Annotated in this window: 36 protein-coding genes; 1 reads left to right on the forward strand and 35 read right to left on the reverse strand. The window is 63.0% G+C overall.

The window, feature by feature from the left end; all coding sequences use genetic code 11:
* Positions 1-183 precede the first annotated feature (183 nt).
* The 13 genes from SSO01S_RS03200 to SSO01S_RS03260 all read right to left on the reverse strand — a co-directional run bounded on the left by SSO01S_RS03200 (position 184) and on the right by SSO01S_RS03260 (position 12,231).
* The gene (locus tag SSO01S_RS03200; RefSeq protein WP_066795005.1) at positions 184-612 is read right to left on the reverse strand and encodes a hypothetical protein; all 429 of its coding nucleotides are present in this window, start codon (positions 610-612) and stop codon (positions 184-186) included.
* Positions 609-875 carry a hypothetical protein gene (locus tag SSO01S_RS03205; RefSeq protein ID WP_066795012.1) on the reverse strand — a complete coding sequence of 89 codons (267 nt, stop codon included), beginning with the start codon at positions 873-875 and terminating at the stop codon, positions 609-611. The genes SSO01S_RS03200 and SSO01S_RS03205 overlap by 4 nt, the downstream gene beginning before the upstream one ends.
* Positions 872-1,450: a lysozyme family protein gene (locus tag SSO01S_RS03210; RefSeq protein WP_157073608.1), complete on the reverse strand. Its 579-nt coding sequence runs from the start codon at positions 1,448-1,450 to the stop codon at positions 872-874. The genes SSO01S_RS03205 and SSO01S_RS03210 overlap by 4 nt, the downstream gene beginning before the upstream one ends.
* The gene (locus SSO01S_RS03215; RefSeq protein WP_066795015.1) at positions 1,447-1,863 is read right to left on the reverse strand and encodes a hypothetical protein; all 417 of its coding nucleotides are present in this window, start codon (positions 1,861-1,863) and stop codon (positions 1,447-1,449) included. Before SSO01S_RS03215 ends, SSO01S_RS03210 begins: the two co-directional genes overlap by 4 nt.
* Positions 1,863-3,983, reverse strand: coding sequence for a right-handed parallel beta-helix repeat-containing protein (locus tag SSO01S_RS03220; RefSeq protein ID WP_066795018.1), 2,121 nt, complete (start codon positions 3,981-3,983; stop codon positions 1,863-1,865). The genes SSO01S_RS03215 and SSO01S_RS03220 overlap by 1 nt, the downstream gene beginning before the upstream one ends.
* On the reverse strand, positions 3,980-4,339 hold the full coding sequence (locus SSO01S_RS03225) for a hypothetical protein (protein WP_066795021.1): 360 nt from the start codon (positions 4,337-4,339) through the stop codon (positions 3,980-3,982). Before SSO01S_RS03225 ends, SSO01S_RS03220 begins: the two co-directional genes overlap by 4 nt.
* The gene (locus SSO01S_RS03230) at positions 4,332-4,964 is read right to left on the reverse strand and encodes a hypothetical protein (RefSeq protein WP_218000325.1); all 633 of its coding nucleotides are present in this window, start codon (positions 4,962-4,964) and stop codon (positions 4,332-4,334) included. The genes SSO01S_RS03225 and SSO01S_RS03230 overlap by 8 nt, the downstream gene beginning before the upstream one ends.
* Positions 4,965-5,074: 110 nt before the next feature.
* Complete coding sequence (locus SSO01S_RS17815; RefSeq protein ID WP_066795026.1) at positions 5,075-6,172, reverse strand: hypothetical protein; 1,098 nt, start codon at positions 6,170-6,172, stop codon at positions 5,075-5,077.
* A complete protein-coding gene (locus SSO01S_RS03240; RefSeq protein ID WP_066795028.1) occupies positions 6,169-8,085 on the reverse strand; it encodes a phage tail protein in 1,917 nt (638 codons plus the stop codon). Before SSO01S_RS03240 ends, SSO01S_RS17815 begins: the two co-directional genes overlap by 4 nt.
* Complete coding sequence (locus tag SSO01S_RS03245) at positions 8,082-8,462, reverse strand: DUF6950 family protein (protein ID WP_066795030.1); 381 nt, start codon at positions 8,460-8,462, stop codon at positions 8,082-8,084. Before SSO01S_RS03245 ends, SSO01S_RS03240 begins: the two co-directional genes overlap by 4 nt.
* Positions 8,459-9,022: a hypothetical protein gene (locus tag SSO01S_RS03250; protein ID WP_066795032.1), complete on the reverse strand. Its 564-nt coding sequence runs from the start codon at positions 9,020-9,022 to the stop codon at positions 8,459-8,461. Before SSO01S_RS03250 ends, SSO01S_RS03245 begins: the two co-directional genes overlap by 4 nt.
* 42 nt (positions 9,023-9,064) lie before the next feature.
* The gene (locus tag SSO01S_RS03255) at positions 9,065-9,442 is read right to left on the reverse strand and encodes a hypothetical protein (RefSeq protein ID WP_066795034.1); all 378 of its coding nucleotides are present in this window, start codon (positions 9,440-9,442) and stop codon (positions 9,065-9,067) included.
* Between the two features lie 38 nt (positions 9,443-9,480).
* Positions 9,481-12,231 carry a tape measure protein gene (locus SSO01S_RS03260; protein WP_083942810.1) on the reverse strand — a complete coding sequence of 917 codons (2,751 nt, stop codon included), beginning with the start codon at positions 12,229-12,231 and terminating at the stop codon, positions 9,481-9,483.
* A gap of 72 nt (positions 12,232-12,303) precedes the next feature.
* Between SSO01S_RS03260 and SSO01S_RS17475 the strand changes: the two genes are divergently transcribed.
* On the forward strand, positions 12,304-12,642 hold the full coding sequence (locus SSO01S_RS17475) for a hypothetical protein (RefSeq protein ID WP_157073609.1): 339 nt from the start codon (positions 12,304-12,306) through the stop codon (positions 12,640-12,642).
* 156 nt (positions 12,643-12,798) lie between these two features.
* On the opposite strand, the gene SSO01S_RS03265 is transcribed toward SSO01S_RS17475, so the two are convergent.
* The 22 genes from SSO01S_RS03265 to SSO01S_RS18060 form a co-directional block, all read right to left on the reverse strand.
* Positions 12,799-13,263, reverse strand: a complete 465-nt coding sequence (locus SSO01S_RS03265; protein ID WP_066795040.1) for a hypothetical protein — start codon at positions 13,261-13,263, stop codon at positions 12,799-12,801.
* Positions 13,260-13,856: a hypothetical protein gene (locus SSO01S_RS03270; protein WP_066795047.1), complete on the reverse strand. Its 597-nt coding sequence runs from the start codon at positions 13,854-13,856 to the stop codon at positions 13,260-13,262. Before SSO01S_RS03270 ends, SSO01S_RS03265 begins: the two co-directional genes overlap by 4 nt.
* Positions 13,856-14,005, reverse strand: coding sequence for a hypothetical protein (locus tag SSO01S_RS17480; protein ID WP_157073610.1), 150 nt, complete (start codon positions 14,003-14,005; stop codon positions 13,856-13,858). Before SSO01S_RS17480 ends, SSO01S_RS03270 begins: the two co-directional genes overlap by 1 nt.
* A 570-nt stretch (positions 14,006-14,575) precedes the next feature.
* Positions 14,576-14,698, reverse strand: coding sequence for a hypothetical protein (locus tag SSO01S_RS17965; RefSeq protein ID WP_281178667.1), 123 nt, complete (start codon positions 14,696-14,698; stop codon positions 14,576-14,578).
* A 26-nt stretch (positions 14,699-14,724) separates the two neighbouring features.
* Positions 14,725-15,198 carry a hypothetical protein gene (locus tag SSO01S_RS03280; protein ID WP_066795053.1) on the reverse strand — a complete coding sequence of 158 codons (474 nt, stop codon included), beginning with the start codon at positions 15,196-15,198 and terminating at the stop codon, positions 14,725-14,727.
* Positions 15,198-15,710 carry a hypothetical protein gene (locus tag SSO01S_RS03285; protein WP_066795055.1) on the reverse strand — a complete coding sequence of 171 codons (513 nt, stop codon included), beginning with the start codon at positions 15,708-15,710 and terminating at the stop codon, positions 15,198-15,200. Before SSO01S_RS03285 ends, SSO01S_RS03280 begins: the two co-directional genes overlap by 1 nt.
* A gap of 12 nt (positions 15,711-15,722) precedes the next feature.
* Positions 15,723-16,166: a phage tail protein gene (locus tag SSO01S_RS03290; protein ID WP_066795058.1), complete on the reverse strand. Its 444-nt coding sequence runs from the start codon at positions 16,164-16,166 to the stop codon at positions 15,723-15,725.
* A gap of 41 nt (positions 16,167-16,207) precedes the next feature.
* Positions 16,208-16,456, reverse strand: coding sequence for a hypothetical protein (locus tag SSO01S_RS03295; RefSeq protein ID WP_066795063.1), 249 nt, complete (start codon positions 16,454-16,456; stop codon positions 16,208-16,210).
* 39 nt (positions 16,457-16,495) lie between these two features.
* Positions 16,496-16,924 carry a tail completion protein gp17 gene (gene gp17 / locus SSO01S_RS03300; RefSeq protein WP_066795066.1) on the reverse strand — a complete coding sequence of 143 codons (429 nt, stop codon included), beginning with the start codon at positions 16,922-16,924 and terminating at the stop codon, positions 16,496-16,498.
* Positions 16,806-17,069 (reverse strand): hypothetical protein, encoded by a 264-nt coding sequence (locus SSO01S_RS17675; RefSeq protein ID WP_169798298.1) that lies wholly within the window; start codon positions 17,067-17,069, stop codon positions 16,806-16,808. The genes gp17 and SSO01S_RS17675 overlap by 119 nt, the downstream gene beginning before the upstream one ends.
* A gap of 3 nt (positions 17,070-17,072) precedes the next feature.
* Positions 17,073-17,489 (reverse strand): HK97 gp10 family phage protein, encoded by a 417-nt coding sequence (locus SSO01S_RS03305; protein ID WP_218000326.1) that lies wholly within the window; start codon positions 17,487-17,489, stop codon positions 17,073-17,075.
* 62 nt (positions 17,490-17,551) lie between these two features.
* The gene (locus SSO01S_RS17820) at positions 17,552-17,746 is read right to left on the reverse strand and encodes a YlcI/YnfO family protein (RefSeq protein WP_218000327.1); all 195 of its coding nucleotides are present in this window, start codon (positions 17,744-17,746) and stop codon (positions 17,552-17,554) included.
* A gap of 867 nt (positions 17,747-18,613) precedes the next feature.
* A complete protein-coding gene (locus tag SSO01S_RS03315) occupies positions 18,614-18,961 on the reverse strand; it encodes a hypothetical protein (protein WP_157073612.1) in 348 nt (115 codons plus the stop codon).
* Positions 18,962-18,996: 35 nt separating this feature from the next.
* Entirely contained in the window at positions 18,997-19,380 is a 384-nt protein-coding gene (locus SSO01S_RS03320; protein ID WP_066795074.1) for a DUF4054 domain-containing protein, read from the reverse strand.
* Positions 19,381-19,449: 69 nt separating this feature from the next.
* On the reverse strand, positions 19,450-19,770 hold the full coding sequence (locus SSO01S_RS03325; protein WP_066795077.1) for a hypothetical protein: 321 nt from the start codon (positions 19,768-19,770) through the stop codon (positions 19,450-19,452).
* Complete coding sequence (locus SSO01S_RS03330) at positions 19,770-20,864, reverse strand: DUF2184 domain-containing protein (RefSeq protein ID WP_066795080.1); 1,095 nt, start codon at positions 20,862-20,864, stop codon at positions 19,770-19,772. Before SSO01S_RS03330 ends, SSO01S_RS03325 begins: the two co-directional genes overlap by 1 nt.
* A 14-nt stretch (positions 20,865-20,878) precedes the next feature.
* On the reverse strand, positions 20,879-21,592 hold the full coding sequence (locus SSO01S_RS03335; RefSeq protein ID WP_066795082.1) for a structural cement protein Gp24: 714 nt from the start codon (positions 21,590-21,592) through the stop codon (positions 20,879-20,881).
* 13 nt (positions 21,593-21,605) lie between these two features.
* Positions 21,606-22,649 carry a DUF2213 domain-containing protein gene (locus SSO01S_RS03340; RefSeq protein WP_169798307.1) on the reverse strand — a complete coding sequence of 348 codons (1,044 nt, stop codon included), beginning with the start codon at positions 22,647-22,649 and terminating at the stop codon, positions 21,606-21,608.
* 106 nt (positions 22,650-22,755) lie between these two features.
* A complete protein-coding gene (locus SSO01S_RS17485) occupies positions 22,756-22,941 on the reverse strand; it encodes a hypothetical protein (protein WP_218000328.1) in 186 nt (61 codons plus the stop codon).
* A gap of 28 nt (positions 22,942-22,969) precedes the next feature.
* Positions 22,970-23,140, reverse strand: a complete 171-nt coding sequence (locus SSO01S_RS17490; protein ID WP_157073614.1) for a hypothetical protein — start codon at positions 23,138-23,140, stop codon at positions 22,970-22,972.
* A 420-nt stretch (positions 23,141-23,560) separates the two neighbouring features.
* Positions 23,561-23,803, reverse strand: coding sequence for a hypothetical protein (locus SSO01S_RS03345; protein WP_066795087.1), 243 nt, complete (start codon positions 23,801-23,803; stop codon positions 23,561-23,563).
* 23 nt (positions 23,804-23,826) lie between these two features.
* Positions 23,827-24,348 (reverse strand): HNH endonuclease signature motif containing protein, encoded by a 522-nt coding sequence (locus tag SSO01S_RS18060; RefSeq protein ID WP_083942811.1) that lies wholly within the window; start codon positions 24,346-24,348, stop codon positions 23,827-23,829.
* Between the last annotated feature and the right edge of the window lie 153 nt (positions 24,349-24,501).

Below are 24,501 nucleotides of genomic sequence, written 5' to 3' on the forward strand. Positions count from 1 at the left end.
CGAGGGTCAGGGTCCATGCGGGGAAGCGAGTCGGCATCTGGCATGGGTAGAACGAAAGCGGAACGCGGGGCTAGCTACTTCGGCCAGCTCTCGACCAGCAAGCGGCGCTTGCGCTCACACGCAGCCAGCGCGATATCGCCTTCACGGATAGCACTCTCAGCCTGTGCAGCCGTCAGAGGCCCATCAGGGAGCGGGGAGGGCCTGCACGGCTCCAGCGCCACGCTCGGCGGCGCTGGTATCGTCGCCGGCAAAGAGAGCTTCCCGGTCCCTCCGCACGCCGTCAACGCGATCGGTAGCAAGGCAGGGAGCAGCACCAGCAGGGGTTTCAGCATATCGGGTCACCGTTTCGCGGGAGTGGAGGATGATGGGCTCGGCGGCGGCGGCGCGGGCGGCATAGTCCGCTGTTGCTTCCGCCAAGCGCTTTTCGTTCGCGGCGTATTGTTCGGCGGCTGCGACCTTGGCGCGTTCAATAAGCGCGACCTGCTGGAGATAGCGCTTTTCCCAATGCCGGGCATTGCCCCACTGGATAAGCGCGAAGATCAGCGCTGCCCCTACGCCAAGCAGCCACCATTTGCCGCGCATGAAATCGAGGGCGGCGCCGAGGGGGATCATGGCTGCACCGGTTCCACGCTCACCGGATCGTTCGGGGTGCCAGTGGGCCGCGTGTCCGTATCCTTGGCCTTTCCGCCCGAGCTGGAGCCGAGCCAGAAGCCAAACGCCAGCACGGCGAAGCTCTTCCATGTGCCGATCACATCGCCCTTGAGCGCGGGGTCACCGGACGCCACCGCCCAGACGCTGAAAACCATGTAGCCGAGAATCGCCGCCACACTGGCCGAGACTACGATGCGCTGGTGCGGGATGATCGGACCCGTCATGCCCAGCCCCCGTCACGCAATGCGCGCTCGAACCACTGCGCGTAATCCTCGATCAAGTCGGCCTTGTCGCGGCCGTTGATGATCGTGCGCGCGTCCATGTATTGCTTGCGGGTCGCGACGCCCTTGCTCGGCAGCACGTCGCGCAACCTGACGCCGGTGAACCAACCCTCCTCCATCCCGCGCCGCATGATCTTCGCGGCGATAGCGGGCTCCATGGCGGCGTCGGCATCGGCAAGCAGGCGTCCGCCGAGCCCGAGCTTTTCATCGGCGCGCTTGTAGTTCGGTTCCCAGGTGAGCTGCACGTAGCCCCGGCCATACCAAGGCCAGTAACGGAGGTGCTTCTTGCGCCAATCCTCGGACAGCCAATAGGCCTCGCGGACGGGCTGCATCGTTCGCGCCGTCTCATGCCATGCCGTTGCCAGCATATAGGCGGCGTGCGCGAGAGGGGAGCCCTCTGCGGCTTGCAGGACTTCGGTGAAGCCCTCCACCTGCACCGTCTTGAGCGGGCCGCATCGGGCGGGATTGCGCACGGTGCAGAAGAAGCTGGCCGCGTCGAATACTGCTGCACGGGTCATTGTGCCCCTCCCAATGGTGCGGCTGCGATGATCGCCTTCTCTTGCGCCTCTGCCATCTCCATCGCCGCCAGTTCGGTGCGGATCGATACCAATGCCACCTTCCGGCGCGCGGCAGGCATGTCGAACAGATGCAACAGCGCGTAGATCATCGTGCGCTGGTTCTTGTTCACGTGCCGATGCACGCCCAATTCGGCGTCACAGCGCGCCCGCTCTTTTTCGAGGTCGCCTTCCAGCTTCTCGACGCGCGATTCCAGACGGTTGACCAGAGCGAGGGCAACGTCGTCGGTCTGCTTCCGCTTTCCGCGCGAGTGGTCCAGCCACGTCTTAAGCATGCCCCCGATGCCAGCGGTGCCGACAAGCGCCATGATGCCCGACACGATCCAAAAGACGTTCGAGTACATGAGTGCGGGCATCACAGGATGACCGTTCCGCTGACCGTGTTGCCGGTCGGGTTCTCCACGTCCTTTGTCTTGAGGACGTTTCCGATGACGACGGCACCGGCGTTCGCGGTCAGGCCCAATGTCTGCAACCAGGCGTCTCGCACGATATTGCGGGTTACGATCAGCTCCGGGGTCGTCGTGCCTGTGAAGAGCATGGCATAGCGCGAGCTGCTGCCGACGCTGTTGTAGAACAGGTTGTCCTCGACGGTCACCTTGTCGGACCTCACGACGACGCCGATGAATTCGGCGTCCGAATCCGCGCCGACATGCACGGCGTTGCGCGCGATGCTGAAGCCGCTGACCGGGATGCTTGTGAAATCGACATTTATTGCGCGGTAGACCTGGTTGACGAGGACGTTGTCTTCCACCTCAAGCCCAGAATAGCCTGCGGCGTCGTCGGTGAAGTTGATGCCGAAGAGACCGCCGGTTACGGTGTTGCGATTGAAGCTATTGCCGGCGTACGCGGTGCTGGCGATAAACCGGACTGCCACAACGCTGGTACCGACTGTGATGCGGTTACGCGAAAACGAACTGTTGGTTGCCGCACCGATAGTCATCTGGCCGAAAATCGTGTTCTCGCTGAAGTCGGTGCCCAGCATCCCGGCGACCTCCACCCTCGCATCGAGCGTGTTGCGCATCACCTTGAGGTTTGCCGCTCCAGCCTCCTGCGAGATGGCCAGGGCGTAGCAGTCGCTATCGACGTTCGTGACTTGGTTCTCGGATATCGTAACGTTCTCCCCAGAGAGCCCGACCAGAACCAGACCGCCATAATAGGGAATGCCGGGCTTCTTGGTCAGATCGCTGCCAACGCCATCGATCCGGTTGCGCGCGATGATGTGGCCAGAGGTATCGCCGCCGCCCTCCACGCCGAAACAATACATGTTCTTGAAATCATTGTCGGTGATCGTCGCCGCGGCATCGGTGTCGTTGATCCCGCCCACGCCCGCGATGAACGTGTCGGCGATATTGCCACTTACGACTATACGGCTGTTGTCATTGCTGAATGATACGAAGCCATCGCCATGGCCAACCGCGATGTCGATGTTCCCGTTGGTGCCGCTGTTTCCGGTGATCGTGGCGCCGACTACCCCAGACAGGTGGATCGCGTTGCCGCCGATCGTGTCGAAGCGGTTGCCGGTGATCGTGATATCGTCGCCATAAGGCAGGATGCCTTCGCCGGGAGCGTTCACGAATACGTTGTTCCGCGCCGCCTGAGCCGATCCTGTGCTGAGCATCGAAAGCTCGGTGGTGGTTTCCCAGCGCGCAAAGGTCCATTTCGCACGGTTGCCGTCGAAGGTCAGGCCTTCCACCGAAGCGCCATCGGCCAGCGTCAGCGAAGCGAAGGTGAGGAAGCAGGTCCCGCCGATGCCGATATTTGCGTTGACCGGCTGATCGAGCGTGATCGTGTTGCCGACCTTGTCCGCGATTGTGCGCACGTCGGTAAGCGTGCTGTTGAGCACCAGTGCCGAGCGAGCCACGCCCTGTTGCGCAAACGCCACCTGCATCCCGATCGTGAAGGCGCTGGCGTCGGCGAGGGTGACCGCCTTACTCTCGCCCGTGGTCATCGCCGTGGTCGTCGTTGTTTTGATCTGGTCGCGCCGCTTGAGGGTCGCACCGTTGCCGATGATCTTCTGACGGTCCAGCGAGAGCAGACCGTGATCGATCGTGTAGGTCACGCCGGGCTGAAGCACGAGTGTGCCGCCCACGCCGGCTGCGGCGATTGCATCGTCAAGCGTGGCATAGGCGCCCGCGTAGGTGGGCAGGAGGTTGAGCGACGGCAGAGGACCGGGCTTTTCCACCGCCACGCCGGCCACTTTCTCGAAACGACGGAACGCTCCCGCCTCATAGGCCCAAAATCGTTCGCCATTTGCGACCGTCGCCAACCCGTCCGCGACACTGTCCTTGATCCCGAGCGAAGCGACGAACATCAGCGTGTTGAAGCCTGCCGCCGCCTCCTGCGCGATGGCATCAAGCACCTCTTGGTTGCTGGCGTTCGTCGGAACCGGGGTGCTCCCGATCGCCCCCTCGCGGCGCGCGATGTCAGCGAAGCTATCACCCCGCGCGTTGTTCACGACGATACGCTCGACGGTCATGCCGTTACCTCCGGGAGTAAGATGATTTGCCCCCGGACAGGCACGTCGATGACGCCGTTGGGGTAGATGTCCTTCAAGTCGTGCGCGACGCGGACAATCTCGGTGGGGCCTTCGACTTCATCGAAGTCCGGCCCATGCCATTTCGCCTTGAAACGTCCGGACGACGCCTCGAGGATCGTGATCGTAGCCGAAGCCAGCACGGCGCCGGTTCCCGCAGTCTTGCGGGCTTGCCAGGTAAGCGTATGCCCAGTGATATCGACCGGCACGCCCGCCGTGTCGGTGAATTGGTATTCCTTTACGAAATCGCCCTGCCGGGGGAGAACGATATTCAGCTCCGGAAAGTTCGGATCAGCCATAGGTGATATGCTCGACAAAACTGATCGAGGTGGTGCCGAACATGCCCATGGTGATGGCGCTGGCGAGGTCCTGCCCAATTCCCGCGCGACACTCGACCACCGGCCAATCGAAGTTCACCGCGTCACCGGTTTCGATTGCCTCCCGAAGCGGGGGGCTTATCTTGCACGTCGCCGAAAGCCCGTCGCGCGCAGTTACCCGCCCCACCTTGTAGCCGCGCTTCCCGATGCTGAATTTGACGCCGTGCTGGATCATCGCACCCTGCGAGATCACAATCTCGACCGTGGTTGCCCTCAGCGCGGCATCCGCGCCCACCACGGCGACGATATGCGGCGAGGCGAAGCGAACCTCGGTTGGGAAAACATCGTCGTCGGCATAGATGTCGGAGGGGCTGGCAAGGCCTGAGCCCGCGAAGGGGCGAGGCGCGGTTTTAAGCGAGAGGATCGGCACGAGCACCGATTGCGCGCCGCCTGCCAGGTGGGCGGTCCACGCATCCCACGCTCGTTGCAAATCGATGTTGTCGAGGTCCATCTCGCCGTAGCTGATTTCCCAGCGCCCGCCTCCATCGGTCGAGATGACATCCTCTTCCCCACTGAGCGCAGTCCCCCCGCTGAGGACGCGCGGCACCACGTCCGCCTTGACAGGGTCGGGGTTGAAACGGTGCGCCGGGAAGATAAACATGCCCGCGACGCTAGATGCTGGGCCGGTCTGCGATTACCGCCGTCAGGCGTGCCCGATCAGGCCGGTGCGATGGTGGTAACGGTGCCGCTAGACCCGCGATACTTGAGCGCCCCCGCCTCGACATAGAGCACACCGCCGCCGGTGGGATTAGTGGTCGGTGCCGTGGTGCAGTTCGCAATTCCCAGAACGCGGGCACCCGATCCGAACTGAGAAGTGCACCCGAACAGCCCGACATTCTCGCTGCTGCTGATCATGATCGAGGAGGTACTGACCACGCCAAAAAACAGTTGCGGTCCTCGAAGCCCAAGATCCATCGTGCTCGCGCCAAGGAATGACGCAGTCGCCCGCCCCAGCGTGGCGCTCCCCCCGGTGCCGCTGAAGGTCAACGCCGGGAGAAAGGCCCCGCCGCTGTTCATCGTCAGCGATGTGATCCCCGCGATCACCCCGCCGGTGATGTTCACATTGCTCGCGGCTTGGGTGGCCATCGTGTCCAAGCCGAGATTTACTCGTGCCGTCGAAGCGTTGGCGACATCGGACAAGTTATTCGCCGCCACCAGCGCCCCGGCGAGATTATGCTCCTGAGACCACCATGATGCGCCGACCGACGCCTGCGTACCGCCTGCGTTGTCGGCCTTGGCGATGATGGTGTCACCGATATCAACGCTGACCCCGGACGCGCCACCGATCCTGCCGGCGACCGATACGACATAGGCGTCGCCCTTCGATGCTGCCGGATAGTTCGGGTTCGCCGAGCAGTCGATATCGCCCTTGAGATCGAAAAGGCCGGTCGTCGCCAGCGCAACCAGCGCAGCGACGAACGCGGTTGTGGCGAGCTGCGTGTTGTTCGTGCCAGGCGACGCGGTTGGGCCGGTAGGCGTTCCGGTAAGCGCTGGTGATACGAGTGGGGCCTTGGCGTCCAGCGCCGCTTGCAAATCGGTCTGGTCGCTCAGGGTTCCGGTGATCTCGCCCCACTCAGGGGCCGGCAGGGGGGCGGGGGGCAGGTCGATAAAGTGCGTTACGCCATCGCCCCACCTCTGCTCCCCTGTTTCCTCAATGATCCCGATCTCGCGCTCGAGCAGGATCGGATTCTCCGAGGCCCAAAGCGCAGCCGGATAGATATTGTAGATGAAGCGCACTTTTTTGGTCGTGGTCACGACAGGATTCCCCCGTCGTAGATGACCTCGATCCCATCCGTGGTCGTGTCGACAGTCACGGTATCCGACCAAGCGCTGCGCCGACCGTCCCCCGTCGCGTAGGAAACCTGCGCGTCAACCATCGCGTCGGCGGGCACGTATTCGGTATTGATGGTCACCGACGTGCCGGGGTCGATGTCGGAATATTGCCGCTCGCCCCATACGCTCGCCGTGGACAGCTTTGTGCGCGCGAACCAGGTCAGGTCGCTGCGGTCCGGGCCCGTTGCGGTCAGCACAAGATAGGCGCCGGGTGCGCCCGCTCCGCTATCGGTGTCGAAATTGACGACCGCGTCCGTGATTTCGGGGTCATCGAGCGGCTCGACGTCGGGCACCTCGCCAACAGGAGTCGCGTCGCCGGTCTCTTCCGACGGGTCCCAATCGTCCATAGCCGGGTCGGCAGCTACCCATTCGAAGCGAACGCCGCCGGTCTGCATGTCGCGCTCGGGCGAGCCGACGATCTCGACCGGGCCATCATAGAATACGGCGCCGGCCTCCTCGATGGTCAGGTTGATGTAGCGCTCGCCCAGCACCTCACGGCCCCCGAAGGTGGTGACGATGCTGCCGCGATACGGCGCGTTTGCGCGGATCATCTTGCGCTTGGCGAGGCGACGGCCCTGCGTCGGTGACGGGATCTGCGCATCGAGCCCGATCGTGACCGGCTCGCGCCCACTCGCATCGATCGCCGCCTGGTCGCGCCACGAAGCGGCATCGACGGTCGCATAGTCGTGCTCTGCCGAGACGTAGGTGATCAGCACCTCGTTGACCGCGTCCTCGGCGGCGACGTGCTGCTGGATCGAATAGGAGGCGATCTTGTCGGGGCCGATGCTCACCGTCGGCTCGTAGAAGCGCCCCGAATAGATGATCAGTTCGCCGCGCTCATTCTCGCAATACCAGCCGTCGAAGGTATTGAGGATCGCCAGACGAACGGCGGCGGGGGTTTCGGTCGCCTTGTAAGCGAGGGCAAGGCGATAACGGGGCTCGGTGCCACCGGCTGCCAGGGCCATCGCGGCATCGCAGTCATTCGCAGCGGCGGTCCATTTGTCGATCTGCGGGAGGATCTGTGTGTTGAAATCGACGCCCCCTTGCGTGATCTCGCGATGGAGGAACGCAAGGACGGGGTTGTCGCGATATTCCCATGTGGTCTGGTCGTAGGCGTCCTGAGCTTCGTCGCGGAAGTCGAACACCAGCGACCATTCACCGGCCAGCGACATCTGGATATCGTCGCCGTTCGGGTAGGTTTCGAGGAACTTGTCGGCCTTGGTGAGGAACTTGATCAGGAATCCGGTGACGATGCCGTCACCGCGGTGATCGGTGGTCCAGATGCCCGGAAGCTCGGCTACTACGTCGGCAAACGCAGTCTCGGTCGGGAGCCCAAGGTTGAAGCCGCATTTGACCCGGCTATCGCGGTATCGGCCATCGGGGAGCGCGTTGACGGTGGTGCCGGTGAGGGTGACCTTGTCGTCGTTCAGATAGACTTGCGTGATCGCGTTTGCGCGACCGTCGTGGAAGGCGCCTACATCGATCGGCGTGCCGTCCGACTTGTTGCCGAAGAATAGAGCGTCCCAGTAGAGGCGCAGCGCACCATAGGCGCGGGTGCGGACGGGGATGGGCGACTTGCGGCTGGTTTCCGTGGTGTCGGCGCGCTGGGCGGGGCGGCCGGCGATGACGGAACCGGCAGCGCTGAGGCCGGCCGAGATGCCCGCGAGGGTCAAGCCGGTGGTGAACGAAGCCGAGAGCGATACCGCAGTTGCGACGGAGCCGATGCCAAGGCCCGAGCTCAGGATGGCGGCGCTGATGAACTGGCCGGCGCCGGGGATGACGTTGACCGCCACTGCGCCGGCGACAAGCAAGATGGAGCCCAGCGTCCGACTCATGGCCGCCACGCCTTGAGAACGCGAATATGCGTGCCGGACTCGATGAAATGCAGGCGCCCTCCACTGGACCGCAGAGACCAGCGCTTGCCAGTCCAGATTGCGCCAGCCTCCTCCCCGATCGCCGTGATGACGGCGATATCTGCGGCCTGCGGCGTTTCCACGACGGGCAGTCGTCCTGCTATTCCGCGCTCCCACAGGGGCAAAAGTCCGCCTGACCGCTCGACCGTGGCGCGAGCGGCTTCGTCATCCGCGACGCCCCGCCATTCCGCGGCAAAGTCCGGATGCCCTAGCTCGAGGCACCAATCCGCCGCGAGCGTAGAGCAATTCCACGGCCCGAAATCTGCCATCGCGGCCTTGAGGAAGCTGCCCAGCGTCATTTGCTGGACGGCCCAAAGCGACGTTTCGCACCGGCGGTGATCAGCGAGACATGGCTGGCGATCGCGTCCGAGGGCGATTTACGCCGCACGTCCTGGTCGGTGTAGAATGCGGGCTGAGGATTGGAGCGGAACGTGTCGGCACTGCGAACGGACAGCCGAATCGTGCGCTGGCGACCGTTCGGCACATCCTGGCTCTCGGTGACGAGAATATCCGCGAAGCCACGCCATACCCAGCGCGGCGGGCCGTCGTTCTGCCAGTCAGCGTCGAAATCCTGCTCGCCGATAAGGACGAGCGCGTTCGGGATGCTTGCGGCATCCTCTTGGGCTAGGCGCAGCGTGTAGCCCGAGACGCCGGACAGCACGAAGTCCAGACGATCCGCGGTACCGTTGACGAGCTGCTTCAGGGCCGGAATGTCGAGAAGGGCGCCGGCACCAACATAGGTTGCGCCGCCAGGGTCGATGGCGTCGGCTTCTACGGGTAGGTCGCCGTGCCCCGACCAAATCCATGCGATAGGGTCAGCCGCCAGCCGGAAAAGGATCGAGCGGCGATAGGTTGCCATACCCATGGAGGTATGGCTTGGGCTGGTGCGGGATTACCGCCGTCAGGTCTTGGCGGGCTTCACCACCGCCGGGTTGTTGAGTTCCGGGAAGCACTTCTTGGCGGTGTTGTTCCAGAATGCCTTGATCGCACCACGCCACGCTTTGAAGCCGTACATCACCAGCGTTCGCTTTTCGCCTTCGTGGACCTCCATGGTCACGGATGGGCTTTGGACCGCACCGCCGAGATTGGAAAAGCGAAAGTCGACCTTGGTGCCGTACGCGGTCACTGTTTCGTCACTCACGCCCTCATCTTCCCATTCCACATCAAGGCAGCGAACCAACTCGGCCATAGTCCGCTCAGTGGTGGCCAAGATGTAAGAGCGGTCCGTCGGCGTCGAGATGACGGCCTGGGCAAGCAGTAGCGGAATAATCATCGGCATTCTCCCCGCCTCAGGTTATGCGCGATCCGGCATCGTGGCTAGCCGCCGTACCGGTTCTGCTTCGACAGCATACCGGGAACGGCGCGCAAGGTGGAGCCCAGCGTCTGCGCGTCCATTTTCTGCGCTTCGCCAAGGATCTGAGCGGCGAGCCCTCGCGCGAACCCGGCGGGGGTCACGGAATTGTCGGCGCTGACGTTGATGTGGTAGTTTTTGACTATCGTCCCGCCACCGCCCGCCGCTTTGGTCTGGCCTAGCGGGATCACCGTGCCCCCCTGGCTACCCATACGGAGCAGTTCGACACCACCGCCGCGGTTCTCGTTGACGCGGGTCACCGAATGCGGGGCATTGTAGCCGCCGCTGGCCCTGCCGAAGATCGAGCCCACTACGCTACCGAGAAACCCGCCTATACCTCCGCCCCCAGCGCCCTTCGCACCGGCAAGCGCGTCGGCTATCGGCTTCATCAGGACCTGCTGAATGAGGATATCGAGAAGACTGGCGATAAGCGGGTCCTTGACGCCAAGACGCTTGGTAATGGCGTCCGAAATAGCGTCGTCGACTTGTTCAAGACGTGACACGACGGCCTCCTCGACCTGTTCGGAAGGGTCGTTGAAGCTACGGCGGTAGCGATCGATGGGGGATTCGTATTGGCGGGCGAGATTTTCCCGCCCTGCGGACTGCTTGCGTGCCAGTAGCGCACGGGCCTTCTCCGCATCAGCAATCTCGCCAGCGGCAATAGCTGCCTCCAGACGAGAGGATTCCTCCTGCTCCGCGATATCAAGGATGCGCCGCTCAATTTCGAGGCGGGCAACCCGGCCTTCGACAAGGTCAGCCTGCGCTTCCAACGTCTCGCGCTGCATCTGGAGGTCGCGCTCGGCAATGGTTCGCTGTGCTCGCTCCAGATCCCGGTTAAGGGAAATCCCTTGCGGTGCGCCGGATACCAGCCCGCCGCTTTCATCCCGACCGTATAGCGCGCGGGTGGCTGCCCGGAGCCGCGCCTTCTGCGCCTCGCTATAATCCTTTGCGGCATCGATTTCAGCGATCTGGTTCTTGTATTCCAGCTCGTAGAGGTTGCCCTGCAATTCGGCGCGCTTTTCGGCGTCTAGCGTGATGTCGAGACGAGCACGGATTTCCTGTTCGCCGAGTTCGCGAATTTTGTCTGCAACTTCGCGCTCGATGTCAGCGGGATCGCGGCCTTGGCGGCCCTTCTTCTTTTTCTTATCCTTCGTGTCGATCTTCGGGGGCGCGGTTTCCGGTGCCGCAATGCCGCCGCGCAGCTTCTCCGCAGCGCGCATTAGCGCGACGACGGCCTGTTCGCCCGCCTTCATCCGGTCCTCTGCTGCGGAGATTGCGCCTGCGTTTACCCCGCCGGGTACCGCGAACCCGCCACCGGCATAACCCGGCACGCCCGCAGCCGCTGGGTTACCGCCGGCGCCGGTCGCCCGCAGCCGCGAATATTCGGCGCTGGCCAGCATTAGCGAGGCCTGCGCGCTGGCGAGCTTCTGCTTCACCAACTCGTATTCGGCCTTCGCCGCCTTCAATGCCTCCTGACGGGCCTTGCCGTGCGCGGTTGCGAGCTTGTCGACGGCATCGCTCGCGCTTTTCGTGGTATCGCCAAGTATCTGCTGAGCCTGCGCATTGATCCGCGCAGCCTTCGCAGCCTCATCATTGCGCGTGGCGAGATAGCCGATGCCGAGGGCCAGTGCCGTGACCGCCAGCCCAACCGTACCGCCGAACGCCGCAAGAAGCGTGCGACCGGCTGTCGCGCCAGTGAGCGCCAGCGCCTCCATTGTCGTTGCCGCACCGATCGCGCGGGCCTGCATCGCGAAGATTGCCGTCGATACAACACCGGTCGAGGCGGCTGCTGCGACCATCCCGGCAACGTAGCGGCCAAGCATGACGGTGGCGATCACGGCCAGCGCGTCGGCGACCGTATCGAGGTTGTCAGCAAGTATCTCCAAGCCGCCAGCAACTGCCGTAGTAGCGCCGTTCGCCTGCGCCGCCTCGCCGATATAAAGACTGAGTTGATTTCTTAGCTTGGTGAATGCACCGGAAAGGGTGAGGGTAGCCTTTGCCGCCTGCGATTCCAGAGTGTTGGATCCGCTTTTGAGCAAATCAAAGAACTGCTGGCTCGTGACCTTTCCGGCCACGACCTCAGCCCTCAACTTTCCAATACTCCCGCCGAACCGCTCAGAGGCCGCTATCACCTGAAGCAACGGTCGCAACCCGCCTTCATTGACCTGATTATAGTCTTCCGCTTGGACCTTTCCGGATGAAAGTGCCTGCGTGAGACCGAGTATGGCACCGGATGCCTGCGCAGTTGTAACGCCGGTGATCTTTAGAGCTTGCGCCGTGGCCTTTGTGATCGCCAGAAGGTCTGCTTGCGTGGCGCCTAAATCTCGTTGTGCTTGAGAGGCCCGGCCATAAAGTCCGCCGAGGGCTTCAAGCTCAACACCGTACTGCTGCGCGACGCCGAAGAGGTTTCGCTGCACTTGGGCTAGGCGCTCACCCTCTAAGCCAGTGACCCGAAGCTGATTTTGAAATCGGGTAAAGCTGTCGATAATTCCCGTGACCTGCTGGACCGACAACGCGCCTGCGAAAGCCCCTGTCAGCCCTCGAAGTGTCCCGCCAATGTTTGCAGACGATGCCCGGATTTGCCGCTCAAGATGCAGGATGGCCCGCTCTTGGCGGGTAAACGATGAGGTGACCAGCGCTGTACTGTTGCGCAGTTCGACCTTGTACGCGTTCATGTCCGCGCGGATTTGCAAGATAATTGGATCGATCTCGGCCACGGCGCGCCTCAGGATTGCGCATTGGGGCTACGTTGTGCGATGTCCGTGCATTACCGCCGTCAGGGAACGCCAATGATCCGGCTCTTTATCGCTATAGCTTTTGCGGCTGGATCCTGCTCGGCGCCCGCAGACCAAAGTGGCCCAAGCGATGCCGCAATATGGACAGTCGCTCAAACCGACATAAAGGCAAAGTTGCGCGACCCCGGGTCGGCCGAATTCTCCGAATTACATACCATTCGCCGCGACGGGAAAGCTCTAGGCACCTGCGGGAAGGTAAACAGCAAAAACGGGTTTGGCGGGATGAGTGGCCCAACCCGTTTCATCGCAGGCGGCGACATTTCGGCGGTCGAAGGCGACGGCACGATGGATCAAAAGAATTTCAATGAGGCGTGGTCGATGATGTGCCTCTAACAGCCGAGGGCGGCCATTGCTGACCGCCCTCCCGTGCGTTGACCCGCCTTGCCGCGACTCGCCGCGCCGCACCTGGCCCCGCCATGCCTAGCCTGCCATGCCCCGCCACACCCGGACACGCCATACCTCGCCTCGCCTGCCTCGTTTCGGACCCTTTCAGGCGGTCCGAGCCTCACCAATCAGCGAGAATATCTTCGCAAATTCGGTGAGCTCTGCGTACTTTTTATGGAACGCCTCCAGTTCCGACCATGCCTGCGCTACGACTTGAGCGCGAAGCTCTTCATCCGATAGCGCGTGCTGGACGCTCGTATATGACCGATCCTCGTCGCGCATCACAGAGACGAAGGCTCGGATCGGTGCGGAGCCTTCCCCCTTCTCGATCACCACATCCACGGCGCGGATCAGATCGCCGGCTTGGTCGAGGCGATAGGCTGCCGCTGCCTTGCGGTCATCCCATTCGAACGCCGGGTGGAGCGGGTTGAGCTTATCGCGCGCGGCCTCCACCACCGTCGCGTTGTCGAGCCTGCCGTTGTGGAAAACGCGGAGTCGCTCAAGTTCCTCGCCCACGACCTGCGCCTCGATTTTGGGAGCGTGGCTACCCTGTTTCCATTTATAGATCATGCCGCCAGATCCTCGCTGGTGCCGACATGGAAGCGGCCATACTGTCCGTTCTTCTCCGGCCTCCATTCGCCAATCCCGATGCCGAAGCCGGCGGTGTTGAGCAGGTTCGCGATCTGCTCCGCGCTGATCACGGCGGCGTTGAACTTCACCGCAACCGGAATGCGCCACTGCTTGAACTCTGGCCGGTAACGGATATCCGCGGTGCCCAGCCCAATCCTGACCATGTCCTCGCGTGGATTGGGTTCGCCGATCACCTCAAGCATCTCGCAGTCGATATGGAACGCGCCGCGCGCCATCGTCATCTTGGCATCCACGAACCGGCACGCGCCGACCATCGCGGCCTTTACGCCGATCGCTGGGAAACCATAGGCGCCGGTCGGGGTCCGATAGAAGCAAGCTTCATAATCGGCCTCGGGATCCTTGGCTTCGCGCGCCTTGGTTGCCTTCTTCATCTGCTTATCGAGCATCTGGCGCTTGGCCTTTTCGCTCCACGCATGGACGATCAGCGGGCTGTCACCGACGAGCATGAACTGCACGGTCTGGATGTTGAGGGCGGGCAGCTCGATGGTCGAGCTCTTTGCTGCGGCGGCCATCAGATCCGCCCTCCCTTGAGATAGGTGGGCAGGTCGCGCAGGTGCTTTGCCTGGGCGAAGCTGGCGACGTTACCACCGATAGGCGCGGCGTGCGGATTGTGAGCGATGGTGACGCACGCGGTTTGCGTGCTAAGGGTCAGTACAGCCATGATCGATCTCCCGAGATCGGTTTCGGTTAGGGCCGGGGAGAGGTTGCCGCCTCTCTCTGGCCTGTCCGTTATGTACGTACAGTTGACCATGGTGTCAATGGGGTGTACGTCATTTTTATGGACGACACTGGTTCAACGCGTTTTGAAATGCGCGCTCCGAATTCTTGGCTGGCAAAGGTCGATGACTGGCGCGCGCAACAGCGTCCCGTTCCTCCACGCGCAGAAGCTATCCGCCGCCTAGTGGAGCGCGGACTCGACTCCCAATAGCTTGTGCTCCAGCTTGGCCGCTTAGGTCAGCAGGGGGAGTATATCGCATGGGCTCAGCAACGACGGGACGAACGGAAGTCGCTCGGGTGTTCGGGCTAGCGCACAAGCAATTATATCCTGCGGCGCGAGTTGATCTCGAATATCGAACGATAGACGAAGAGGGGCGCACCGACGGGCCTCTGCACACGCTGAAGGTTGTTGTGAGCAGCGACGAAGCTCGACAGATCGCAAAGGCGTTTCTGGATGCGGCAGCATCTCTTGAGGGCGCTGGCGGGACAAAACAATAACTCCTTTGCCGTTTTCCTAATGCGCCCGCGCCGCGCTGAACCGCTTCAACCGCTCCATATCGGGCTCGGCATCGCCGCCTTCCCCGCTCGATTCGACGCAGGCGAAATACTCGCCCAGCGACACCGCACCCCAGTCCAACCCGAGCTGCCCGCAATTTGCCAGGATCAATCCTCGGGGGAAGGGCTCAGGTCGCTTTCCGGGTCCGAGACGGCTTTTTTTTTAACCTCGACGCCGACGATAGCCGCGTTCAGGACGGCCCAGGCGATATATTGGCCCTCGACAATAGGCCGGTGCGGAAAGAGGTAATCGTCGCAGAGCTGGCTGGCTTTTGCCGGGCCGACCTTGATCTCCTCGCCGCTGCCCAGAAGCCCGTTGTCACCGCCGATGAGCGCCAGACGGATCGTTTCGCGGATATCGCTGGGCCGCGCGGCACCGCCACCGAGGTAGACCGGCGCTTCATCATTGAGCCCGAGGCCAGCCCCAAGCTCTTCGTGGATCGCGTAAATCGATTTCGGGAACAGTTTGCCGTCGCGATCGGTGACGCCGCAGTTCCGCTCAAGCTCAATGATCTGCTTGAGGTTCAGGGCGAGCGAATATTTGCCGTCGCCGAACTGGACCGGCTTGAGGCGCGTCTCCATTACGCGGCGACCGTGCGGCCCACGATGATGATGTCATACGTGACGCTGGTGCCCGAGCCGCTGTTGCCAATGGTCAGGATATCACCGGTTGAGCTGGTGACCGCCCAGCCCGACTGCGATACGAACGCCTGCCACTCACCCGGCTTGACCGCAACACCGTCACCAGCTGCCAGGAAGGGGCCGACAAAGCCGGTATCGGCCACGCGGGTGATGTTGACGTTGTTGGTGTTGCCTTCCGCCGCGCTGACGAAGATCGCCACGACTTCTGCGGCGGTGATGGTCGCTCCGAAAGCGTCGGACAGCACGCCTGCAAGATCGAGACTGTCGCTTGACGACGACGCGATCGTGCGCGTGTCGGCGAACAGGATGTTGGCCTGATTCGTCGCCGCCGTGCCCGATGCGAGCGTGAGCAGCTTGTCGATGCTGACATTGAGCTTGGGCGTGCCAAGGTCGCCCGCTCCGGTCTGGGTAAGGTTGATGCGAACACCGATATCGCCACGAACGCCTGCCATTTCCGTTACCCCTTATGCCGCCACGTAGGTGAGATCGCCCTCACCCTCGAGCGTGATTTCCATGCCGGTATCGCCTTCGCGATCGATCGAATAATTGCGCGCCGTCATCACCGCCTGCCCCGACCAGGTGCCGATTTCCTCGCCGGCATCGGTGCCGTCATCGCGGTAGCCGACAATCTCGTAATTCTTGTGCCTGCCCACAGCGGCCTTGAGCGTGGCGATCTGGTCGGCGCTCGAAAGGCCGGAGCCGGTCACATCCCAAGCGGTGCCGAGGACACGCGAGCGGCGCCCGGCCGGCTTGTTCGGCTTGGTGCAATCGCGAACCCGGCGGGTGCTGGTCTCGGCGGTTTCGTTGATGCTGACACTGGTGATGTCGCAGATGACGGTGAAGACTTCGGGGTCTGCAGCGTTGCCCATCTTGATCTGGGCGAAATCGATCTCGACGGGAACGGACATTCTACGGGTCTCCGCTAATTTAGCGGCGACCCTAGTTGCGGTCAGTCGTGCGCTTTACCGCCGTCAGCGGGGACTACGTGGAGGCGTGCGCGGCGTTCGTCTATTCGCCTGCCAGAGCGCTCGGCTTCCCATTCGGATTGCGATGGTGCCAAGCCCTCAACGAACGACGCGCGAGCCATGTGCGCCGCGGTAGCCTCGTTGCGGGCATCCAGATCGGCGGCAATTGCGTCAATATCATCGGCATCAAGGTCGCCCTTGCGGACAAGCTGGCGCACCAGGGCGCGGATCATGGCTTCTGCCGACACCGCAGCATCATGCCACAGGTCGGGCTATCCCGCCATAACCCGCGCGCGGAATTCGATGTTCGCCTCCATCGCATCCGCCTCGCCATCGACCATGCGGCGGATGTCGTTGATCAAGACGAACTTTGCCGTGCCGCCGGGGACGGGGAGGCGGGCGCGATAGAGGCTGTCCATTATGGCAGCGGCACAGCGGCTCATATGATCCTCGGCCTCTTCGACTATAGTTGTTCCGATCTTGCGAGCGTCGGCGCGGATGTAGATCGGCAAGCGGATGTCACGGCGCTTACGATGCCCCGTGAGTGGGCCCGAGATCGCGGTACCAGGCTTCGCAAACGGCTTAGTCGGGCTCGCCGGAGCCTTCCGATAAAGTTGCGCTGCAGGGATCACCGCCGTCACCGCCGGGTCCGCTTTCAGGTGCGTCAATGCCGCCTTTCTTAGCTCGAGCACGAGATCCACGGGCTTTCTCCTTCAATGCGCCGGCAGCGCGCGCGGCCAACTCGACTTCGGGGGTGACGGTGTACGAGTTGCCGCCGCGGTATGTGACCGACGTGAGCGCATCGATCGGGTGTGAATAGTCGCGGGCGAAGGTGACGCGGGCCATGGGCTATCCTTTGCTGCGGGATTGGCGGACGGCTTGGTTCATGGCGCGCTCGACCAACTTGACGATGCCGGGCCTTTCCGCGTCACGCGCGGGGCGGATGTGGGGACGCGCAGCCGTGTTGCCCCAGTCAAATTCGATCATGGCATGATCTGAATTGCTCGACACCTCGACCAGCAATGGCGCCTTCTGCACCGTCTCGATTCCGTTCGCCAGATCGCCCATGTCGTTGTTCGGAGCCTCCCCAGGCAAGGAGGCGACGTGGCCCTTGCCCGATACTGCGCCGGTAGTGATCAAGATTTGCGCAGTGGTCTGAATACGCTCACCGCCCTCAAAAAGCGCGGCACCGACAAACCGCGTCGGGCCGGCGCCGGACAGCTTCTTGAGCCGCGCGATATGCGCTTTGTGGCCTCTCAGCGGCATGGCGGGGCACTCCTGTCCATGCCGGCGGGTATCTGTTGCGGTGCCGGGGAGGATTACCGCCGTCAGGGTTCGCTGCGGTCCGTCTTTCGCCGCTCAATCTCACGTTCAACCGCCTTGCGGAGAAATTCAGACTGCGGCTCTTTCTGGACTAGCACGCCCTTGATTCGCGCGAGCGTGCCGGTCGGAAACCGCGCCGTCACCTTCTCTTGGGGATCATTGATGCGATTCCTGCCCACGCGCGCCGGGCTATCTGCCACCAACAATAGAGTCGAGTCCGTGAAATTAGGTGCCACCATCTATTGACATATAGATGCCACCAACTATTCTGGCAACATCGTTCGAGAGAACCCCTGACCTTAACCGGGAGGCGATCATGATCGGCGGGGCCAACCACCCCTGGCAGCCGGGAAAGACCGGCAACGAATTTCGAGATAGCTCGCTGTGGGAGGCGGGAGGGTCGGATTAGATACCCGATCCTGGGATAAGGCGGTCGATCACGGCGCGGTGCGAAAACCCCAACTGATCCCAGAGCGAAAGCTCGGTGTTGATCCGACCAAAGTTGCCGGTGGAGGCCAGCGGAGTGCCGTTGAAGCCGGAAAGCTGAGGAAGTGGAGCCGAGCGAGTAGGGGCCCAACGCGCTGCGGTGTCGCGGAAAGCCCGGCTTTAGACCGTAGGACAACGGGAGGTGCGGCCGGTCACGGGCGTTCCTTGAGTTCGGCGAAAGCCTGGGCCTCCCGACCAGTTTCTGAGGCAGCGGTGCGGGGCCACCCTCACCAGTCGTGGTACCCGATAGCGCGTCGGGCATGGGGCTAATCGACGAACACAGGTGGCAAGTTTGGCGGAGTTCTCACAACCGCCGCTGAATTTGCCCCACGGGCATCCGAAACCCGTTCCTCCGGGGCCGAAAGGCAAGAGGCGCATGGGCTCCGCGACATGGGCTTGTTGTGCAGCAGGTAGCCGGTAATCGCTGCACTCCGAATGCTCCGGTCGGGAATGTCCCCCGCTAGAGGGATCGGGAGCCGCCGTTAAGGCTAGGGTGTGGTCGCAGGCGGTGCGTGTCCGTATGCGAAGCCCATGACCGGGGAAGCGATAGGTTGTCCCGGCGCGATGTGGCCACACCTGCTCTACCCCGCCAACCGCCCCCGCCCCCGCCCGTCGAATGCGAACCCTAGCGTGTCGAGGGACTGCCCCGCGATCGTGTAGCTGCCGGTATGGGGTCCGGCGAGCACCTCAAGCGCTGCGTCGGTGTCCACTACCTTGCCCAGCCCAGGCGCCAGGATGATCAGGCGCACGTCCTTGTCAGTGTAACCCGCCTCCGCGCGCATAGCCTCGGTGACGCTGTCGATCTGGACCATGCACTCGAACTCAACCGGGGTTCCCGGATCGATGATGCTGCCCCCGTCGTCGTAGACGGCCTCGCCCTGCCAGATCAGCTTGCCCGCATGATATGGCCCGCCGAAACGCGCGGACACGGCCCCAGCGATAGCGGCATAGCGTTGGGCCAGCATCAGATACACCCAACTAGGCGCACGGTGCCGACATTGCGCCGCAGATAGATCTTGAACCGCTGGCCATACTTCGATGCGGCGTAGCCGCCATCGAGACCAGCATTTGCCGCGCGTTCGGAAAAGGCGATATCCATCGACGCCGAGCGGAATCGCGTGACGCCGGCCAGATCGCCCGCGTCGCCCCCGCTCGCCGGCAGTTCGCCGTTGACCACGATGTTGTGTGCCGTCAGCTCAAGGATGGCGTCCGCGTAATCGACTTCATCCCAACTGGTGGTCACCGGGGCATGCTTGCCGAGCCAGTAATTCACGCGCGCATCCGGCACCGCGGCGAGGGCAGGGAAGCGGTCGCGGAATTCGGATAGGGTGGGGGAGGTGTGGGGCATCTGATCCTCAAAAAATGGGCCGCCGCGTGCGAGACGAGGCGGCCCAATGCTCTTCACGGGGAGGAACGGTTACGCAGTGGGCCGCATGAACTCGGGTGCCGCTTCGTTGATCTCGGCGCGGGTCACGTCGCGACCGAGAATCGCCTTGACCGCATCGACCGCCGGCAAGCCTGCGCCAGTCCAGTGGTCGTCGTTGGCGGGGTCGAGAAGATCGATCGCCGAGCCGATATCGCCGGGCTCGCCCGCCTTCGGCGCGCCTTCGCTGACAACCTCGAACCATTCCGGCGCGAAGTCGTCGGCCTCAGTTTCCTTGCCGGGATCGACCATGACCAGCGCGGCGCCCAGATAAGCGCCGCGCGGGCCGGTCGAGATGTTACGGACGCGAGCCATCAGAACGAGTCCCGATAGACCATGGCCTTGGGCAGGCGCACGTCGAGACCGCCGACGTTCATGATGCCGCCGACCTCATAGACCATGCTCGCCTTCTGGAAGGCGGGCAGGAACTGGTGAGCACCGGGTAGCATGAACTTGGCGACCTGGGGGCTGTCGTCATATGCCACCATGCGGGTGCTGTTGCCCGTGCCAGCAGTCTCGAGCGCGCGGCTCTTGACGATGGTCAGGCGCTCGCCCGCCGTGTTGTTGTCCTGGAGATAGGACAGCACCGTTGCGTTCGTGTCACCGACGCGCTTGGTCGCGATATAGTTATACGCCGAGGTGGGCAGCGCCAGCTTGTTGGCGATGTGCGTCTCGCCGGTGCCGGTCTCGACCGCAGTGATGGCCTCGTTGATATCGCGGAGGATCAGATCCTCGTCCTTGGCCGTCCAGAGGCGCGAGGGGCCGGTGCCGTCGTTGGCGACCTGTGCGCTCGGCGCGTTGGCGTCGTTGACGAAGCCGGTCCAACCCTTCTCCGACACGCCAGCCGGGTTCTTGCCCGTCATGGCGATGCCGTAGATGAAGCGATCTGCGGCCAGCACGGCGGCGCCGGCCTTGTCCGAGGGCAGGGCCCGACCGAGCTTGGCGGCACGCTGCATTTCCTGCGTGTTCCACTCGTAGCCGATCGCGGCGAGGTGAAAGTTGCGGGTGGCCTGCGCCATCTTGGTCGACGCATAAGGCATATCGAACGCCCCGCCCGACATGAAGGCGGCCTCGCCAACCTGATCCATGGAATAGACCAGCGTGCCGATGTCCCACATGTCGCCGGTCGTATCGACCGAGAAGAATCGCGAGATATCGAAGCTCGGATACCGGTTCATGTAGACTTCGGTTTCGATGCGGTAGAGCTGCGGCGTCAGGAAGGCCATGCCGACCTGCGCGTCGCTCAGGAAGGCATCGACCTTGTCAGCGAACGTCGCGGCGAGCCGCGCATGATCAGCCGCCCAGAGCGACATGACTTGGCGCTTCAAGGCGGCATCGGCCACCATGAACATGGCAGGATCTGTGATGCGCCCTGCGGCTGCGTCGTAGAAATTGGTGATCGCGTTCATTATGCCCGCCCTCCTTAGCGCTTGGCGATCTTGACGAGGCCGTCGTCAGCGCCGGTCGTGTCGAATTTCCAGCCCGGGAGCGGGATGCCGCCCGAGGCCACGAAGTTACCGTCGCCGTCGACCTGCACCGCAGCACCGTCCGTGACAGAGCCGCCTGCCTCGACCCAGATGACGCCCTGCGTCATGATCGGCACGTTCTCGTAGCGGGCGTAGGTGTCGGTGGTCTGGCCTGCCACGAGACCGGCGGTCTGGCCGGCGATGACGATGCCAAGGGCCTCGTTGCCGGTCACGTCGACATAGGCCTTGTCGCCAATCGTCATCGTGCCGCCGTTCGCCCAGGTGAAGGCGAGGCCCCCGCCGGTGAAGGCGCTGGCGATGTTGCCGCTGCCCACAAGGACGCCGTCCGGATCGTGCACCGAATACTCGCCGGTAGCCGAAGTCTGGAGCAGGAGCAGCGTGTAGCGCCCGATCTTCGCGCCCGCCGAAACCGTGGGAGCGTCGGTAACCGTGCCGGTGCCGGTGTTACCGGCATCCTCGGAGCCCGCCGCTACGAGAGTCTGAGCGGCGACGCAGCCGTGGTCACCCGCACCGCGATAGGCCACGACGCCGAAGCCGATGCCACCTGCCGTTTCGATCGTGCGGGTGATGCGATTGGAGGTCTCACCATTCGCGACCAAGCCCTTATAGCCGGCTGCGATGGTATCCGAATAAGTGGACTGCAGTGCCATTGCTCAGGCTCCCTTAGTAACGGGCCAGGCGCGCGAAATCGCGGACGCTGGCGTTGTCGTTGGTGGTGACGATGCGGGGCGCGCCGAGCGACTGGACCTGCTGGTCCTCCACCTTCGCGTCCTTGGTCAGCACGGCGAACGAAGCGGCGATCTGCTCGTCGTTCCAGTCCTTGGCGGCGTCGCCCATCTTGGCATCGACGACCGCCTTCATGACTGCGGCCTGGTCCATGGCATCGGTGACCGTGACGCCGAGCGCCTTAGCCTTACCGACGACCTGGCCATAAGCCTTGGCAGCGTCGAGCAGCTGGGCCGTGGTGGGCTTGCTGTCCTTGAGCTGCTTGTTCTCCGTTTCGAGCGTCGCCTTGTCCGTGGTGAGGGTGGCGACCTGGGTTTCTAGGCCGGTCACCTTGCCCAGCGCAGCATCGCGAGCGGCGAGGATGGTGTTGATGGTCGCAATCGCCGTATCGGCATTGGACACGTCGACGGTCAGCCCGTCGATGAGCATGGTCTTCACGGGCTTCTCCTTGGTAAAACGGTCGAGAATGGAGGGATTGGAATCGCAGAGGGCAAATGCGCTCGCATCGGCGACGCGGCACTCCGAACCGGCGCGACCACGATCGACAACAGCCACATGGTTGCCGCGGATATTGCGCTGCACGGCATGATACGCGGTGCCATCGGGTGCGGTGCCATCCTCAAAGGCGAGGTCGCAGGCATAGCCGTTGCTCAGCTCACGCTTGCCGCTGTCCACGGCGTCAATCAGCGCGGCATCCATGAAGGCAAGATCGAAGGTGACGTAATCGCCGTCCTTGACCGCGCCGAACACGGTCCCGCGCGCATGATCTCGCCAGTTGGCGGACGTGACGGGCGTATTTGGGTGATTGTCGGTGATCGGCTTGGCGACGAAGCTGGCTAGCGACGCGGCCTTGAACACTTCCTCTGCCGGGCGATAGACCTTGACGATATCGGTCGCCTTGAACTTCGCGCCCTGCGGATCGACTTCGCTGCCGAGATAGTCGTAGACACCTGCGCGCGCCGAGCGTGCTTTGACGGCCATATAGCCATCACCACTCCGGCGTCGGGCATCCAGGGTCAGGGCATCATGCAGCAGCATGCCCCGTTGGGTAGCGGGGCTTGTGTTGGCGCTTTACCGCCGTCAGGTGTTAGCCGAACTCTCCGATGATCGGTGGAGGTCCTGCCTCAGCTTGATCGAGCGCAACGCATTCAAGGGCGGCGCAAAGTTGTTGCATCGCCGATGTTGCGCGCTTCGTTGCATGAGCGGCCTCAGCCAAATCGAGGCAGAGCATTTCCCTCGCGACCATGATGGCTTGATAGCGGTTAAGGCGCATCACTTCCCCTCCTCCAGCGTTGCGTCGATCACTCGCCCTCCGTTATGTGCTGAGCGAACAAGCGATCGATCTCAGCAAAAACATCCTCCCGCGTGCTGAAATCGTAGAACGATACCGGTTTCCGCCATCCGCACGAGCACTTCGCCATCCACTGATCAGCGATCGGTTGCGGCTCGCGGGTGAGGGTGTGGTCGGTCATTCGCCCTCCTCGAGCAGTGGATGGACCAGCGGAGGCTCCCACGGTTCCCAACGGATAAGGTTGCCGTATATGCGAGGCCTGCGCATCGCCTGCTGCTGGATAGCGATCCTCTGCCGGAGCAAACGGCAGTCATCCTCAAACAGCTTGTCGTGATCGATGATAGGCCCGCTCATTTCTCGCCCCAAGTGATCGGCCCTGTCGGCATTTCCACGCCCGGCTGCAACGCGGCGTCGGATAGGTGGGCGGCTTGGCGCGGGTCGATTGCGTCGCGATGCTCACAGCCTTCACCGAAGAACTGCATTGCTGACCGTAGCGCACAATGCGGGCACTCTCGCTCGTCTGATTGGTAGGTGCCGCCACAGTCCCGGCAGGTGAAGTTGCACACGCCATCGCGCTCGCAGTCGTTAACGCGGCAGGGCATCACTTCCCTTCCTCGAGCAGAGCGTCGATCATGGCTTGCCAAATGTTGCGAGGCTGCTGGTCTGCCGGCGTGTCACATAGCTCGCCTACGCTTTCGATCGAATGCTCTGCATCCTCGTATCCGGCCTGCACCATCCCATAGCTCGGCTCGCGGATCGCGGCGATGACGGCGCGGGCGAGTTGCTCGCATTCCGCTTGACCGTATTCGCTGGCAGGAACGTCGATTTTGAGAGCTTCATCCATTAGCGCCCGCGCGGCGCGTTCGATTACTGAATGTGAGCCCATTTCTCACCCCTCTTTATCCGACCAACGTGTACCGCCGAGATGCCAAACCTTTCGCCGCACACCGCATAAGTTTCGGCGGAACCCCTAATCGCCCTCACCTTATCGGCGTTCAACTTCACGCCTCCACCGTTGCGCTCGCCGCGAGCCCTGCGCTCAATTGGGCACGGGGTTAGGACGGTTCGCCCTTTGGCTTGTCGGTCAGCCGCATTATCCGCGTCCGTGCCGATAAACAGATGAGATGGATTCACGCACGAAGGATTATCGCAGCGGTGGCATAGCATTTTGCCCGCTTCGGGCCATCCGCCTGTTTCAAAGAACCATGCCACATGCGTCGCCTTCCGCATCCTGCCGAGAACCCGAATATGGCCGTAGCCCCTTGTGCCCTTCGCGCCGGTCCACAGCCAGCAACCCTCCGATCTATCAACGCGAGGCCAATATCGGTGGGGCAGCGTGACTAGCGATTGCGCCATACGCGGCGATAGGGGTAATTCAGTGTCAGCCATATTCGTTCCTCCAGAACGTTTGTGGTCAGAGTCGGGCCGGTGTTGATAGCGCCGGTTCGGCTCGTTGCTTCGGGCGGAGTGCCCCTAGCCGGTGGTGGGCAGAAACCGCAGTATTGTCCGATCTGTCCGCAGTGTAGCGAGCGGCCACCGAAG

The sequence above is a fragment of the Sphingomonas soli NBRC 100801 genome (assembly GCF_001591025.1).
GTDB lineage: Bacteria > Pseudomonadota > Alphaproteobacteria > Sphingomonadales > Sphingomonadaceae > Sphingomonas > Sphingomonas soli.